15 protein-coding genes and 1 tRNA gene are annotated in these 14685 nt (G+C 54.1%); 10 read left to right on the top strand and 6 right to left on the bottom strand.

The window, feature by feature from the left end:
- Window positions 1–41 precede the first annotated feature (41 nt).
- Complete coding sequence (locus E1N14_RS04630) at window positions 42–371, bottom strand: hypothetical protein (protein WP_025010014.1); 330 nt, start codon at window positions 369–371, stop codon at window positions 42–44.
- A gap of 26 nt (window positions 372–397) precedes the next feature.
- Window positions 398–934 (bottom strand): GNAT family N-acetyltransferase, encoded by a 537-nt coding sequence (locus tag E1N14_RS04625; protein ID WP_025010013.1) that lies wholly within the window; start codon window positions 932–934, stop codon window positions 398–400.
- Window positions 935–1063: 129 nt separating this feature from the next.
- Here E1N14_RS04625 and E1N14_RS04620 point away from each other — a divergent pair, with 129 nt between their 5' ends.
- Window positions 1064–2011, top strand: coding sequence for a deoxycytidine triphosphate deaminase (locus E1N14_RS04620; RefSeq protein WP_025010012.1), 948 nt, complete (start codon window positions 1064–1066; stop codon window positions 2009–2011).
- A 129-nt stretch (window positions 2012–2140) separates the two neighbouring features.
- The gene (locus E1N14_RS04615; protein ID WP_025010011.1) at window positions 2141–3001 is read left to right on the top strand and encodes a GGDEF domain-containing protein; all 861 of its coding nucleotides are present in this window, start codon (window positions 2141–2143) and stop codon (window positions 2999–3001) included.
- A gap of 56 nt (window positions 3002–3057) precedes the next feature.
- Here E1N14_RS04615 and E1N14_RS04610 read toward each other — a convergent pair whose 3' ends face one another.
- On the bottom strand, window positions 3058–3267 hold the full coding sequence (locus E1N14_RS04610) for a hypothetical protein (protein ID WP_234520348.1): 210 nt from the start codon (window positions 3265–3267) through the stop codon (window positions 3058–3060).
- A gap of 94 nt (window positions 3268–3361) precedes the next feature.
- Between E1N14_RS04610 and E1N14_RS04605 the strand changes: the two genes are divergently transcribed.
- Window positions 3362–3775: an META domain-containing protein gene (locus E1N14_RS04605; protein WP_025886935.1), complete on the top strand. Its 414-nt coding sequence runs from the start codon at window positions 3362–3364 to the stop codon at window positions 3773–3775.
- Window positions 3776–3861: 86 nt separating this feature from the next.
- Here E1N14_RS04605 and E1N14_RS04600 read toward each other — a convergent pair whose 3' ends face one another.
- Complete coding sequence (locus E1N14_RS04600) at window positions 3862–5184, bottom strand: dicarboxylate/amino acid:cation symporter (RefSeq protein ID WP_062793438.1); 1323 nt, start codon at window positions 5182–5184, stop codon at window positions 3862–3864.
- 303 nt (window positions 5185–5487) lie between these two features.
- Here E1N14_RS04600 and E1N14_RS04595 point away from each other — a divergent pair, with 303 nt between their 5' ends.
- Window positions 5488–5937: a GNAT family N-acetyltransferase gene (locus tag E1N14_RS04595; RefSeq protein ID WP_025010009.1), complete on the top strand. Its 450-nt coding sequence runs from the start codon at window positions 5488–5490 to the stop codon at window positions 5935–5937.
- A 116-nt stretch (window positions 5938–6053) separates the two neighbouring features.
- Here E1N14_RS04595 and E1N14_RS04590 read toward each other — a convergent pair whose 3' ends face one another.
- Window positions 6054–8615, bottom strand: coding sequence for an acylase (locus E1N14_RS04590; RefSeq protein ID WP_062793425.1), 2562 nt, complete (start codon window positions 8613–8615; stop codon window positions 6054–6056).
- Between the two features lie 233 nt (window positions 8616–8848).
- On the opposite strand from E1N14_RS04590, the gene yjjX reads away from it, so the two are divergent.
- The 6 genes from yjjX (at window position 8849) to E1N14_RS04560 (ending at window position 13934) form a co-directional block, all read left to right on the top strand.
- Window positions 8849–9385: an inosine/xanthosine triphosphatase gene (yjjX, locus tag E1N14_RS04585; protein ID WP_025010008.1), complete on the top strand. Its 537-nt coding sequence runs from the start codon at window positions 8849–8851 to the stop codon at window positions 9383–9385.
- A 192-nt stretch (window positions 9386–9577) separates the two neighbouring features.
- Complete coding sequence (locus E1N14_RS04580; RefSeq protein WP_081782897.1) at window positions 9578–10579, top strand: bifunctional helix-turn-helix transcriptional regulator/GNAT family N-acetyltransferase; 1002 nt, start codon at window positions 9578–9580, stop codon at window positions 10577–10579.
- A gap of 378 nt (window positions 10580–10957) precedes the next feature.
- On the top strand, window positions 10958–11998 hold the full coding sequence (locus E1N14_RS04575; protein WP_062793426.1) for an NADP(H)-dependent aldo-keto reductase: 1041 nt from the start codon (window positions 10958–10960) through the stop codon (window positions 11996–11998).
- 79 nt (window positions 11999–12077) lie between these two features.
- Complete coding sequence (locus tag E1N14_RS04570; RefSeq protein ID WP_025010006.1) at window positions 12078–13292, top strand: aminotransferase class V-fold PLP-dependent enzyme; 1215 nt, start codon at window positions 12078–12080, stop codon at window positions 13290–13292.
- Between the two features lie 3 nt (window positions 13293–13295).
- Complete coding sequence (locus E1N14_RS04565) at window positions 13296–13745, top strand: SufE family protein (protein WP_025010005.1); 450 nt, start codon at window positions 13296–13298, stop codon at window positions 13743–13745.
- 112 nt (window positions 13746–13857) lie between these two features.
- Window positions 13858–13934 (top strand) — tRNA-Pro (locus tag E1N14_RS04560).
- 74 nt (window positions 13935–14008) lie between these two features.
- Here the strand turns inward: E1N14_RS04560 and E1N14_RS04555 are convergent.
- Window positions 14009–14608 carry a HupE/UreJ family protein gene (locus E1N14_RS04555; protein WP_025010004.1) on the bottom strand — a complete coding sequence of 200 codons (600 nt, stop codon included), beginning with the start codon at window positions 14606–14608 and terminating at the stop codon, window positions 14009–14011.
- Window positions 14609–14685: the final 77 nt, after the last annotated feature.

Raw genomic sequence — 14685 nt, 5'->3', positions numbered from 1 at the left:
ACCGCCTCAGGGCGGTTTTTTTATATCTGTCGAACTGACACTCAGTAGCAGTGATCGAAATGGGCCGTTTCCATACAGAGGTAACCCAACTGCTCGGCCGATAGCGGCGTGATATCCAACACTTTCATTGGAGTGAATTCGGTATCGGTCAACAGACGGATCTGCACCTGATAACTGTTGCTGCGCCCACAGTCGAAACAGACGCCCAAGGCTTGCAGCAGATAATGCGGCTTGCCATCGATTTGGGCTTCAAAGGCCTTTGCCTGTTCGCCCTGCAGCGCCAAAACAGACACCAGGTATCTGACATTATCCCAGGCAGATAGCCTTAGCGACTCACAGGCTTGCAGTAGGGTTTCTGGCGTGTTTTGCATCTTGCTCTCCCGCGTCAAAGCGGCTGTTAGCCCAGCAGCAGATAAAAATCCCTGCCGCAAAGGGTGACAAAGTCCAGGGTGCGCATGCGGCCATCCCTGCTATGGGCTCGTATAGACGCCTCGTTGTCCTCGGCGATCAGTGCCAGCCAAGGCGCACTGATGTTGGCTCTGGCGGCGCCGTAAAGCTTATCAAACACGCCCTTGCCACGATATTCAGGATGCACCCAAACCGGGCCGTAATGCAGAGTCTGCTGCCAGTTCAGCCCCAGGTCAAAGCGATTCTGGGCCAGTTGCCGACTGAGGGCCTGACACAAAGGCGAATGCTTGAGTTTATCCCAACTGCCGGTTATCAGATAACCGACTACCTTAGTCGCGTCCAACGCCAACCACACATGACCGGCGGCCACCAGAGGTTCAAGCTCCTTGGCCGAAAAGCCCTGCCCTTGCATGCCCCGTGTACGCTCTCTGGCACTCAATTCATCCTGGCCGAAGCGCTGCTCCAGGCTGGCAATCGTCTCAACATCGGCCGCCTCAGCCTGGCGGTATTGCATGGTTTCTGGCATCAAAAAGGCTCAGCAATAAAAGAAGCCGCATTATAGCCAAAGCCTGTTGCAGCCGCACTCGATTTGCGAAATTCCCATACTGCTTCCACACTTAAAGTTGAACTTAAGCCACTCGACTCAGGAAGAGATATGCTCCCGGATACCATAGACCCAGGCAAGAGCCTATTGGAAAATGAAAGCCACAGACTCAACCTTATTCGCTGGATGCATCAATGTGAGCTAATGAAACGTTACTACCAGGCCGACAAAGTCTTTGTGCTGCAAAAGACAGATCAGGGATTCGAAGTCATTGTCAGCGCCGCCGATGCCAGCCACAGGTTCCCGCCCGGCAAGGTATTCTCTGCAGATGAAAGTGTATTCCAGCGTATGGTCGATAGCCCACCCGAGGGCGTTAATCTGGATCTCACCCGTTCCACCAATGATGACAACCCAAAAGAGTTCAGCAATGTCCTGGGGATTCTATCCCGGCCAGTGCTCTGGCCCGACGGCTCGGTATTCGGTTGCCTGTGTGTCATCAATGCCCATGCCAACGAACAGCAACACATCAGCCCCTATATGTTGGAGCCGTTCCAAATTCTGCTGCAGCAAGACTTGGCGCTCTTATGCCAGAGTCACAGAATTGAGTCGCTGTCCATGCGTGACCGGGAGACCGGCATACTCAACCACTACGGCTTTATCATGATGGCACCCAGGCAGCTCAATCTCGGCCGCCGCTTCGGTGCTCATTCAGGCATTATTTTTTTCGAGTTGATACCCGGGATGAATATGGATGCCGAAACGCTGGCACGTCACCATAGAGAACTCGGCAACCTGATCCTCAATACCATAAGAACCGCAGATATCGCTGCCCACTATAACGACAGCCAATATGTCCTGCTGGTGTTTGTCGATCTGGAGCGGGATCTGGAGCATATCATCAAACGCCTTGAGCGGCAGATGAACCAGTTTTCGGCCCCATTACAACTGGACTCCAGCAGTTGCTTTTTCAGCCCTGACTCTGCCGCCAAGCTGGCGCCTATGCTGGAAAGTGCCAGGGCTGGACTCAAGTCATCCAAACAGCAAAAGAAAGAAGCATGAGCCCCTTGATTCAAAGCACAGAAGAGACGTTAAAAAGACCCAGATCCAATAACCGAATTTTTTCATTTTATTAACGCACGCAGTTGGGTATTCTGAGGCAATCCTTGCCATCACAAATACTATAACTATATGCATGCGCAACTGACGGAAAGAACCAGCAGCTTAAGAGACCATCCCAACGACCCTTTGCAGCTCGACCATTGGCAGAGTCGCTTGGTTACTGTCAGAGAGATGTTTCACGCCCAAACTGTGCTGTTACTGCAACATATGCCAGATACCAAGCTGCAGGTCCTGAGCCACAGCCCGGCGGCTGAAATCCCAACTGAATTTGAAGGTATCGCCTCCCTGCTGCAACACTTTGCAGCTAACCCGGCGGAGACCATCAAGTACCCACTTCATTGGTCCGATGGCAAGCTGTTTGGCGAATTACTGATCCTCAATGGCAAACCCAAGGTGGCATTAGAGCAGTTGCAGTCTTTGCTCGAGCCTATGCTGGTGCTGCTCAAGGCCGAGCTTGGACAGTTGCAACTGATGGAGCAGCTGGAGTCTCTATCTCTGCAGGATGAACTCACCTGTATGCTCAACCCCAGAGGCTTTAATCTGTTGGCGCCGAGGCAACTGAGCCTCAGTCGCCGTTTGGGCTCCCATGCCGGGCTTATGTTGCTGGAAGGCAAGGAGCTGGATTCAAACCGCATTGGCGGACTGCAGCAGGATCAATCCCTGAAAATGTTGGCAAGGGTGATACTGGAGAACATGCGCGAAGCCGACATATGTGCCCGATTGAATCACAACCAGTTCATTATTCTGGCATTTGTGGACAGCCAGGCGCACCTGGATATCCTCGCCAGTCGCCTGAAAAAGCAGGTCAGCCGCAGTGATTGTGGCCTGCAGTTATTGGTGGGGCAAAGCTTCTTTGCACCGGACTCCCACTTCGAACTCTCACCCATGTTGGAACAGGCAGAGCAAGATCTGCTGCAATATAAAACTTAACGCCAATCCGGGATAAGCCGCTTATGTTGAGTAAACCAAGCTGCGAACTTGGGCGATTATTGCGGTTTTTGATCCTGAGCCTTGGCCCATTGGATAAAAATAACCACAGGATAAGGGGACATGAATACCAACCCCAAGCCTATCAGTGAGGCAATGGTCAACATTCCGCTGACCTCAAGTGCCATATCGGTCAACATGTAAAGCCCAATGCCGCCAAGCAGCATTAACACACCTATCCAATGTAACAATTTCAGAAGGCCTATCACTGAGTTAGCCCTGGATATCACCCTTCTCCCCCTTTTTAATCCGCGCTATTCTTGTCACACTATAGAGGCTTAATAGACTAATGGAAAAATGACCATGATTAAGAAAACCTTCGTAGCCGCTGCGCTGCTATTTGGTCTGGCTGCATGCCAAACCACCCCGGATACCCAAGGTCAGTATCTGCCACTGGAAGGCAGCTGGCATGTAGAAAGCATTATGGGGCAACCCACTATAGATTACAGCCCTGCCCAATTGGTTTTTACCAATGACGGCAAACTGTCCGGCAACAACAGCTGCAATAACTTCTTCGGAACCTATTCCCAGGAAGGTCAGAAGCTGAAACTCTCCCCGGCCGGCAGCACAATGAAAGCCTGTGTCGATGCCCTGATGGCCCAGGAGCAACTGGTGATGCAAGCTTTGCCTCAGGTAACCCAAGGTGAAGTCAGCAATGGCAAACTCTTGCTCAAAAGCGATGACGGCAAGGTGTTACTGCAACTCAGCAGCCTCTGAGTTCTGCCTCAAGTCATTAAAAAACCGCCCTCCGGCGGTTTTTTAATGACTGCAACACACTCTCAGTCGCGCTCATATTGCAAAATTCAGCTGCGCCCTTCCTCTGCAGCGCTGACGGCATTCTGCTCGGCTATCAGAGCACTCTGCTGCATATCAGCGTTATAGTGCTCTATATCCAGCTCATTTTCCGACTTGGCAATCACAGTGGTTGCCACCAAGTCGCCGGACACATTAACGACAGTTCGGGCCATATCCAGAATACGGTCGATACCGGCAATTATCGCCACCCCTTCCAGCGGTAAGCCTACAGTGGTCAGCACCAGCGTCAGCATCACCAAGCCGGCACCGGGCACACCCGCAGTACCTATGGAAGCCAAGGTCGCGGTCAGAATAATGGTAATGTAATCGACCCAGGTAAGATCCATCCCAAAAGCCTGAGCCACAAACAGCGCGGTCACCCCTTGATAGAGGGCGGTACCATCCATGTTGATAGTGGTGCCCAGCGGTAGCACAAAGCTGGAAATCTTCTTGTTCACTCCCAGGTATTCGCTGGCACACTTCATACTGGCAGGCAGACTTCCCGCCGAGCTGGATGTGGTGAAGGCGACCGCCATGGCATTGCTGATCCCCTTGAAGAACTGCAGTGGATTGAGGCGGGCAAACACACTCAATACCAGGCTGTAGAAGCCGACAATATGCAGGAAACAACCGATATAAACGGCAACAATCACCTTAATGAGCGGCAGCAGCATCTCCATGCCGTACTCACCGGCCACCCAGGCCATCAAGCCAAACACCCCATAGGGCGCCAGACTCATTACCATATCGGTCAGCTTGTACATGGCTTCCGCCAGGCTCTCGAATACACGAATCGCTGGCCTGCCATGCTCACCAATCAACACCAGGGCTATCCCCAGTGCCACGGCGAATACTATCACCTGCAGTATCTGCCCTTCGGCCAGAGCCGATACCGGGTTGGTGGGCACTATGTTGATCAGGGTTTCCATTACAGAAGGCGCCTGGGTAGCCTTTTCGGTACCGACCTCAGGGGTCATATTCAGCCCTGAGCCCGGACGTATGACTGAACCGACTATCAACCCCAGGCTGATGGCAATGGAAGTGGTCCCCAGATAGAAGGCAAAAGATTTGAAACCTATCCGCCCCATCTTGGCGGTATCCTGCATTGAGGTCACACCCACTATCAGCGAGCAGAACACCAATGGCACTATCAGCATCTTGATGGTGTTGACGAACAGAGTCCCTATGGGCTTGAGATAGATGGCATCTTTACCCAGTATCAGTCCGGTACTCATCCCCAGAACCATACCTATCAGTATTTTCAGCCACAGCGGCAGCCCCGACCAGCGTGACCATAGACGGCCGACAAGTGAAGGTTGGTGTTTTGACATGTGTAAACCTTGATATTTGAAAAAGAGAGGGGCCATATCCTTGGCGGATGGCCGAGATCAGACATCAAGGCCGGTGCGCGAGTTTAGCACAGCTCGCCTGCAGCAAGGATGATCTGTATCACGCTGCCCGGTTGCAGGTTTGAGTTACCTTGAGCCGTTATCTTGAGCCGAGCCAGGGTAATCCAGGTAAAACCGGAAATGACGACTTTTAATCCAGTCCCCCCTTTGCACCAACATAGGACTGCTGATAAATTGTGCCCGCCCCTACGAGCATTCAAGCAAACAGAACTCAAAGGAATAACTATGCTAATAAGAAAAGGTACCCCAAAAGACACCGAGGCCCTGGTGGCTTTCAACCAGGCGATGGCTCAGGAAACCGAAGGATTGGCACTGGACAGTGACACCCTGAGCCGAGGCGTCAGCACCCTGCTGGAAAATCCCGCCAAAGGTTTTTATCTGGTAGCAGAAATCGAAGGTGAAATCGCAGGCTCCTTGATGGTTACCTTCGAGTGGAGTGACTGGCGCGCCGCAGACTACTACTGGATCCAGAGCGTCTATATCAAGCCGGAGCACAGACAAAAAGGCATCTATCGCGCCCTGTATCAGGAGGTCAAGACGCTGGCCGAAAAGCAAGGTGGGGCTGCCAGCTTCAGGCTCTATGTGGAGCAGGAAAACACCCGTGCCCAACAAACTTACCAATCACTGGGCATGAGTCAGAGCCACTACCTCATGTACGAGGAAAAGCCTGCCTAAGTTCAGCGCAAATATAGGTTTTCATGTTAGCCAGGCCACTTTGACTGAGTTGGCAACCACAAGTAAAAAAATGCCGCTCATCGAGATGAGCGGCATTGAAGCTGAAAGAATAGCGCTTAACGCTCGAGTGTCAGTTCCATCTTGGATACGGTTGCCGCATCAATATCCGCTTCTTTGAACAGCAAGGGGCGGAAACGTTTCTCACTGGAGTAGAGCGCGGTCTGATCGGCAAACTCGGGACGCAGAATATTGCTGGTCTCTGAGTAGGTCAGTATCCCTCTCGCCTCCGGGCCCTCATCGGTAAAGCTCACCGCCATCATCCAGCTGGAACCATAACGAACCTGATAGCCCTTGGCGCTCAGACCGGAATCCAGCGCTTTACCGCTCAGAATATCGGTTGCCGGAGCGTAAGAGTGCTGCGGGATAAGCGTATCGTCACCACTGGTCTTGGTGGAAAATACGTTGAAACCACCCTCGGCATGATGACTGCCGGGCCAGGGCAAACGCACACCACTGGCGCTGCCATCCGGCAATGAACGCTCGACAAACTGCACACTGCCAAGGGGCGCATCGACGGCAAAACCGGCCGCTTCCAGGTTGAGTGCGGCATGTGCCAGCGCGGTGAGCGCCGAACCGTCAGAACTCAGCCCTGTGGGAGTGGTCGCCGGCTGCAAATAATCAAAGCCTTGGGTCAACATGGTTTTGTCATTGAACAGGTGGGCGAATTCCCGAAGCAAAGCGCCGCCTTTACTGTCGTTGTCCTGATGACCATTCCAGGCCTTGAGCGCCGCGCAGGCAGCGCTGATATCCTTGGCAAGGGTACCGACCATTACAGGTTCACTGCCCTTGGCCTCACACTGGGCAATCAGATCATCCAAAACCATTTCGGCCAGATAGCTGCGGTTGTTGAGCACTGCCGCCTCCAGTTCATCCAGGTTGAACTTGTCATCACTACCGGCGGCATCACCAAGCAGCTTGAGCCCCATGCGGGTTCTCATGCTCAGTTGGCCACGCTCCGGGCCATACATGGGGGAGAAATACTCCAGCGGCTCGGCCGGGTTGGTAGACCAGAAGGAGTTATTGGAGTTTTGCACAAAGTCTGTGCGTTCCAACTTGGGCGCCCGCTCGAAAGGCGTGGGGCCATCGAAGGCGAACAGTGAGGTATTGCCCGGCAATATGGTAAAGCCTGCCTGCGCCTTGGCCGCCTTGATCTCAGGGGAAGTCTTCAGCAATACCACAGCCGCCTCGGATAATCCAGGCACGGTAGAGTCATCGATATAGAAGGCGTTGCCTTCCCTGTCGGCATACATGGTGTTATTGAAGATCATGCCGTCATAGTCTTTAAATGCCTGCACAAACTCCTGCTTGTTGGCGGCCATGTTCATCGCCAGCCAGTGATCCACGGGATCCATGGTCGCCATGTTGGCATCCTGCAACATAAAGGCCTGGCCATCATCCCAACCAAAAGGTGCCTGGGTGGCAGGCGCTTCGACTATAGGTCCCTTGGGAGTGGTATAAATATCTTTTTCGGCTACCAGCATACCCGCCGGACCGGCATTGACCAGCACCTGCACGGTTTCCTTGCTGATAGGCATAGGCTCACCATCAAACAGATACTGCATTCGGTCGCCGGAAACCAGCTCCAGGTTATAGACCACAAAATGTTCGGCGGTGGAGAAAGTATGGGTCCAGGCGAGATCTTTGTTGAAACCAATATTGATTGGGCCCGGCATGCCGACCAGAGAGCCGCCCATCACATCCAGGTGTCCGGGAATGGTGGCATGGGACTGCCAGAACCTCAGGTTACCTGTATGCGGAAAGTGCGGGTTCCCCAGCACCATGCCCTTGCCGTTTTCCGTCTTGTCTTTGCCAAGGCCCCAGCCGTTGGAGCCCAGTTCACCCGGGTTGGTCTCCGGGGTGGCAATATTGGCGGCTCTGGCAATCAGCTTGCTGTTGATGTCATTGACAAAAGCGGTCTGGGCGGCAGAGGCAGGAGCCGGGCCGACTATTCGCGGCAAATATTCATCACCATCACCCGGATTGGCGTAAAAGATCAGATCCAGGAAGTTGGCCGCCCCCGGTAACAGGGCAATTGAAAACAGGTAGGTCACCACATCTTCAGGTTCAATAGGCTTGACCCAGGGCTGCCCGGCACAGAAGGGCTCAGCCTGTTGCTTGCCTTCGGCCACATCGCTCAAATACCGGTTGTAGCCGGCGACAAACCCGCTGATAAGTGCCCGGGAGTTTTCGCTGAATTCAGGCCATTTGGCCTCGGCCTGAGCTCTGACCTTGAGCGCCTTGTAGGCAAAGTCGGAGATCAGGTTACCATTGTCTTCACGGGCCGGGATCCCTGTGGTGAAGTCCAGGCTGGCATGGGGGCCGAAATACATGGAACGCTCTGAGTTGGCCTTAACAAAACCATCGGCCAGGATGCACAGATTGTCCTGCGCCTGCACATAGCCGTTACCGAATCCCAGGCTTTCCAAATTGTCGGCTTGAATGTGAGGTACACCGAAACTGGTGCGCCGAACGCTGACCGAGAGCTTGCCGTCCGGTGCAAATGCCTGCAGTGTGTTGTCGACCGGAGGCGGATTCTGATCATTGTCGTCATCCGAACAGCCAACGAGTGCCAGGGTGCCTGCCAGCCCCATGGCGTACATGAGTTTGTTGAATTTCATTATAATTATCTCTTTTTTAATGCCATTTATCCGACAAGGCCCAGCCCCTTGAACAATACAACTCCCCAAAAGCCATACGGGTCTGTCATGGCGCTTATGTCGTGTCCCTCGGTGTACCTTGCGTTGTGATTTACGGCGCGTCACAATGACGCCCAACTCAAGGTCGCACCTCCGACCATTTAAACAATGATTTAAACAGTCGTCCACATTAAAGATCCACCAAATAAACAAACATGAAACAAAAACAGTTACAGATAGTGGTGGGTTCTACCAACCCGGTAAAACTCAAAGCCGCCGAGAATGCGGTTCGCGCCCTGCATCCCGACGCCGAAATCCACTGCCAAGCCATGAAGGCGCCATCCGGTGTGGCGGAGCAACCCATGACAGATGCCGATACCCGCCAGGGAGCCATCAACAGGGTGGAATGGTGCAAGGCGAATGCAGATGCCGATTACTATCTGGCAATGGAAGGTGGGGTGGATGATTTTCCCCAGGGGCCGGCCACCTTTGCCTATGTCGTCATAGCCACCAAAGAACGCCTCTGCGTCGGCCGCAGTGCTCACCTGCCCCTGCCGCCCAAGGTTTATGCCGCGCTCAAGGCCGGTGAAGAACTGGGGGATGTGATGGATTCGCTGTTCAATACCGTCAATGTCAAACAGGCAGGTGGTGCAATAGGGCTCTTGACCCAGGGGCATGCTACTCGCGAGAGTATTTATCACTCGGCCTTGCTGCTCGCATCGGCGCCACTGCGTTACCCGGAGCTTTACTGATACCAGTCACCGCTGTTATTAATAACGGCGGTGTTGTTGACCGCCCCACCTCAATCTTTCCCAAGCGACCTGTGTAAATGCGGGACAATTACCAAACCCAGCTGTTGCAAATAGATACAGACTGAGCTAACTTGAATTCAGCATTAGTTGCTTATCGCAACCATTTTATCTTTTTGCGAGGTATCCCCTTAGATGTCCCTCAGTACAAAACCGCTAAATTCGGGCTCATCCAAGCCTGATGTTAAAGAGCCGGGCAATCGCCAGGAACCCTCTCAGGATGAACTGGCCCAGGTTAGCCCTGTGCTCAGACACCTGTCACGTCATCTGGTACGGCAGCTGGGTATGTTGTCCGGTGCCTGCGGGCAACTGCCGCTGACACCTGTGCAGGCACACACACTGCTGGAGCTGGGACAGCAAGATCTCAGCATTAAAGAACTGAGTAGCCTGCTCAATATCGATAAATCCAATGCCAGTCGTGCCGTCAGTCATCTGGTCAAGAAACAACTGGCCCAAACCAAGGCCAATCCCAGAGACAATCGTTGTCTGCAGGTCAGTCTGACTCCGGCCGGGCATAAGATGTTGAAACAGCTGGATAACCAGCAGGATAATCAATTTGCTGACATTCTTGCCCAGTTGGCACCGAGCGAAGTGACCCAGCTGGAAGCCAGCCTGCGCTGCTACAACAAGGCGATTACCAAAGCCAAGAGCCAACAGGGGGTGGTAATCAGGCCACTACAGGCGGCAGACGATGCCGGGCTGGCCGCCGTGATACGTGCTGTATCGGCCGAATATGGCCTGACTCCCGATAAGGGTTACAGTGTGGCCGACCCGACCCTGGATCACCTGAGTCGCCAATATGGGCAGCCAGGCAGCCGGTATTGGGTAATTGAAAAACAGCAGCAATTGCTCGGCGGTGCCGGCATAGCACCCTTGCCCGGCGAAAGGGGGGTGTGTGAGTTGCAGAAGATGTACTTTATGCCCATAGTGCGAGGCCTGGGGCTCTCCCGCCGTTTGGCACTGCAATGTCTCAGCTTTGCCCGCGAGCAGGGATATAAGGCCTGTTATCTGGAAACCACCAAACTGTTGCCGGAAGCGCTCGGCCTCTACGCCAGTCTGGGCTTTACCGTCCTGCCCAAGCCCCTTGGCAATACCGGCCACAGCGCCTGTGAAATTCCCATGTTGCTGACACTCTAGCCGAGCAAGCCTCTAACCAAGCAAGCCGCTGCCACCGGAGGCTCTGGTGGCAGCTACGGCCCACGCCTAAAAAGCGCACCAACACAATAGATGCAATGCCGCTGTGATTGCTGCAGCTATTCCCGGAGTGTGACTTTGGCAATCGGTTAACTCGGCTGTTCGCCTGCCCAAAGTCCTCAATTGCCACCTCTCCCTTGATTGATTCATCAGCGATGGTGTTATGCAACAGATTGAAATCCAAACCATACTTCCCATTCCTGCACCTCCCGCTCAACAAACTGAAAAACAACAAAAGTGACACGAAAACAGTTTTATTTATTGACAATCAACCTCTGTCACTTGTTAGCTTGCAGATAAGGAAATTAGCGGGAGCTTTCAATGGAATACAGACGTATCCCCCACTCCACTCTGGAAGTGAGCAAACTGTGCCTCGGCACCATGACCTGGGGCGAGCAAAACAGCCAGGCCGACGCCTTCGCCCAGTTGGATATGGCCCTAGCCAAAGGGATTAACTTTATCGACACTGCCGAGATGTATCCGGTGCCGCCAAAACCCGAGACTCAGGGTGAAACCGAACGCATCCTTGGCGCCTATCTCAAGGCCCGCGGCAACAGAGACAACCTGGTGATTGCCACCAAGGTGGCGGCTCCCGGCGGCAAGAGTGACTATATCCGCAGCAAGATGGCACTGGACTGGCGCAATATCCAGCTAGCGGTGGATGCATCATTGCAGCGCCTGGGCGTAGACTGTATCGATCTCTATCAAATCCACTGGCCCCACAGAAACTGTAACTTCTTCGGCGAACTCTTCTATGAGCAGCAGGAGCAGGAGTCGATGACCCCCATCCTGGATACCCTAGAAGCCTTGAGCGAAGTGATCCGCGCCGGCAAGGTGCGCTATATCGGGGTTTCCAACGAAACCCCATGGGGCCTGATGAAATACCTGCAACTGGCAGAAAAACATGGCCTGCCGCGAATTGTCAGCGTCCAGAACCCCTATAACCTGCTGAATCGCAGCTTTGAAGTGGGCATGAGTGAAATAAGCCACCGCGAAGAGTTACCACTGCTGGCCTACTCGCCATTGGCCTTCGGTACTCTCACAGGCAAGTATCTCGACAGTCAGTGGCCAGCAGGCGCCAGGTTGACCCTGTTCAAGCGCTTCGCCCGCTATACCGGCACCGAGTTGGCGCTTGAGGCCACCGAGGCCTACGTCAAGCTGGCCCAAAAATTCCACCTGAGCCCGGCACAGATGGCACTGGCATTCGTCAACTCCCGTCCCTTTGTGGGCAGCAATATCATAGGCGCCACCAATCTGGAGCAGTTAAAGGAGAACATTGCCGCCTCGCAGCTTAAGCTGAGTGATGAACTGCTCGGTGAAATCAACACGCTGTCGAGCCGATTTCGCCTGCCCTGTCCTTAAGGGCTGAGATATTTCGCCTTGCATTGGGCGCACAAATCCATAAAGATCTGTGCGCCCTTTTGATTGAAGATCCACAGCAATGAGCACTCCACAGTTGCGCGCCCAGTTTCCCGCGCTCACCCAGATGTTGGGGGATTATCCCCTGGTCTATCTCGACACGGCCGCCACCAGCCAAAAACCCCGGCGGGTGCTGGAAGCTATGGCGCGTTTTTACCGTGAAGATTGCGCCAATGTGCACAGAGCGGCCCATCAGCTTTCCGCCCGGGCGACCCAGGCCTACGAAGCTGTGCGTGATGCCTTGCAACATTTTATCCATGCCGCCCGGCGGGAAGAGATCATCTTCACCCACGGCACCACCGAAGCCATCAACCTGCTGGCCTGGGGCCTTGGCAAGCGCTTTGGCAAGGATGACCTCATTCTGGTCGACAGCTGCGCTCATCACGCCAATCTGCTGCCCTGGCAACAACTGGTCAAACGCAGTGGTGCCAGGCTGGAACCCATTCCGCTGGATAAAGATCTGCGCCTCGATAAGGCGGCCTTTAGTCTGCTGCTCCAGCAAAAGCCCAAATTGGTGGCCCTCAGCCATGTTTCCAATGTATTGGGTACGGTCAATGACATACAAGCCTTGTGTCAGGATATTCGCGCCGCCGGCGCCATCAGTGTGGTGGATGGTGCCCAGGCCGTCGCCCATCTGCAGTTGGATATGCAGCAACTGGGGTGCGACTTTTATGCTTTTTCCGGCCACAAGATGTATGGCCCCAGCGGCATAGGCGTACTCTGGGGCCGCTATGAATTGCTCGACACCTTGGAGCCACTGCTGACCGGCGGTGAGATGATAAAAACCGTCAGTTTCCAAGACAGTACATTTGGCGACTTGCCCAACCGCCTCGAGGCCGGCACCCCGCCGATAGCCGAGGTCATAGGTCTGGGAGAGGCCGTTGCCTTTCTCGAACAGCAGGACAGACAAGCCCTGGCACTTGCCGAACAAAAACTGCTGAACCAGCTGCAACAGGGGTTATCCGCCATTGCCGGGGTCGAACTTTACGCCGCCCACGGGGATAATCTGGGCGCCGTGGCCTTTAACCTCAAGGGTGAGCATCACCAGGATGTAGGCATACTGCTGGATCAACAAGGCATAGCGGTACGCTGCGGCCATCATTGTGCCATGCCACTGATGTCGCTGGTGGGTATCAAGGGCTGCTGCCGGGCCTCTGTGGGGATCTACACTGATGAGCAAGATATCAAACGTTTTCTCGATGCCCTGAGGGCAAGCGCCGAGCTACTGGGATATTGAACCATGACAGAAACACTCACTGCTGCCGACTTTATCCAATTTACCAAGCAAACCCAGGCGCCCCTGGCCAACTTATTTGAAGCCGTCTCCTCGGCCAATAATTGGCAGGACAGATACCGCCAGTTGATGCAAGGAGCCAGGCTGTTGCCGGCCCTGCCACCCGAGCTGCAAACAGAAGCCGCCCGGGTACGCGGCTGTGAAAGCGCCGCCTGGCTCTACCACTGCCAAGTCGAGGGCAAGCATCTGTTTATTGCCGACAGCGAGGCCCGTATCGTCAAGGGGCTGATTGCCTTGTTGCTGCATGCGGTGAATAACAGCGACAACCAAACCCTGGCGCAATTTGAGCCCAAGGCTTATCTCAAACAACTGGGTTTGGAGGGGCAACTGAGCCCATCCCGCAGCAACGGCCTCTATGCCCTGATAAGCAGAATCATCGAGCTCAGCCAGTGCTAATAGCATGCTGATTTTTTCAGCGCTTCAACTATCCAGCTCACATCGGAGAATAATTTTGCGGCCTGGTTGGCATTTTTCCAATTAAGCTTCACTTACCATCTGATTCCAGAGTCGGAGCGTAGCTCAGCCCGGTAGAGCGCTGTCTTCGGGAGGCAGGGGTCGCAAGTTCGAATCTTGTCGCTCCGACCAATCAAACCGCTACCCAAGCGGCACAAAGACTCAAGGGCAGGTTCATTGAACTTGCCCTTGTTGTTTCTGCTCCGTCACACTGCCACAACCATCATCAAGCCGGCCAGCAACAAACAAGTGCCGAGCACGTATTGCAGCTGCTTCTTGGCCAGCACTTTACAGGTTACCTCCCCCACCATGCTGAGGATCAATACTGTCGCGCCTATTCCCACCAGATAGCCCAAAAACAAATTGGAACCACTGAGGGTCCAGTCGGCCACGCCCAGATTGGCGCTGCCCAGGGTGTAGCCATGGGCGAATGCCAACATGGCGACCATGGCCGCGGCGATATGGGTAGCAAAACAGATATTACCGGCAATCAACATGCCGAGCACAAACATGGACAGGAGGACAAAGGACTTGCTGACGATAAGCGCCACCGAGGTTTGTGCCATCAGGGTACCGGCTAACATCACCAGCACAAACGAGAGCGGCACCGCCCACAAGGCTTTACCGCCAAGCTGCGCTGACCAGACACCGACGCCAACGGCCACCAGCAGACTGGCTACCAGCATCAGGGGGTTGAGTTGCATCACCTGCTCGGGAAAGCGTCCCACAACCCCCAGCGACAACAGCAGACTGGCGCCAATACCCAGGAACAGCCAAGATCTGCCAGCAAACAAGGACCGCATCATAAGCACCTCTCACTTGCCGAGTGACTACGCTTTAACCTTATACCTTACGGTAAAAAAATGCTTGACCTGGCACAAAT

It is taken from the genome of Shewanella algae (assembly GCF_009183365.2).
Lineage (GTDB): Bacteria > Pseudomonadota > Gammaproteobacteria > Enterobacterales > Shewanellaceae > Shewanella > Shewanella algae.
This window is presented reverse-complemented; position numbering and strand designations above follow the sequence as displayed.

Coding starts and splice junctions, on each gene's coding strand:
- E1N14_RS04615 (WP_025010011.1), top strand. CDS start 2,141: ATGCATGCGCAACTGACGGAAAGAACCAGCAGCTTAAGAGACCATCCC.
- E1N14_RS04590 (WP_062793425.1), bottom strand. CDS start 8,615: ATGAAATTCAACAAACTCATGTACGCCATGGGGCTGGCAGGCACCCTG.
- E1N14_RS04630 (WP_025010014.1), bottom strand. CDS start 371: ATGCAAAACACGCCAGAAACCCTACTGCAAGCCTGTGAGTCGCTAAGG.
- E1N14_RS04625 (WP_025010013.1), bottom strand. CDS start 934: ATGCCAGAAACCATGCAATACCGCCAGGCTGAGGCGGCCGATGTTGAG.
- E1N14_RS04555 (WP_025010004.1), bottom strand. CDS start 14,608: ATGATGCGGTCCTTGTTTGCTGGCAGATCTTGGCTGTTCCTGGGTATT.
- E1N14_RS04565 (WP_025010005.1), top strand. CDS start 13,296: ATGACAGAAACACTCACTGCTGCCGACTTTATCCAATTTACCAAGCAA.
- E1N14_RS04575 (WP_062793426.1), top strand. CDS start 10,958: ATGGAATACAGACGTATCCCCCACTCCACTCTGGAAGTGAGCAAACTG.
- yjjX (WP_025010008.1), top strand. CDS start 8,849: ATGAAACAAAAACAGTTACAGATAGTGGTGGGTTCTACCAACCCGGTA.
- E1N14_RS04605 (WP_025886935.1), top strand. CDS start 3,362: ATGATTAAGAAAACCTTCGTAGCCGCTGCGCTGCTATTTGGTCTGGCT.
- E1N14_RS04620 (WP_025010012.1), top strand. CDS start 1,064: ATGCTCCCGGATACCATAGACCCAGGCAAGAGCCTATTGGAAAATGAA.
- E1N14_RS04580 (WP_081782897.1), top strand. CDS start 9,578: ATGTCCCTCAGTACAAAACCGCTAAATTCGGGCTCATCCAAGCCTGAT.
- E1N14_RS04595 (WP_025010009.1), top strand. CDS start 5,488: ATGCTAATAAGAAAAGGTACCCCAAAAGACACCGAGGCCCTGGTGGCT.
- E1N14_RS04570 (WP_025010006.1), top strand. CDS start 12,078: ATGAGCACTCCACAGTTGCGCGCCCAGTTTCCCGCGCTCACCCAGATG.
- E1N14_RS04600 (WP_062793438.1), bottom strand. CDS start 5,184: ATGTCAAAACACCAACCTTCACTTGTCGGCCGTCTATGGTCACGCTGG.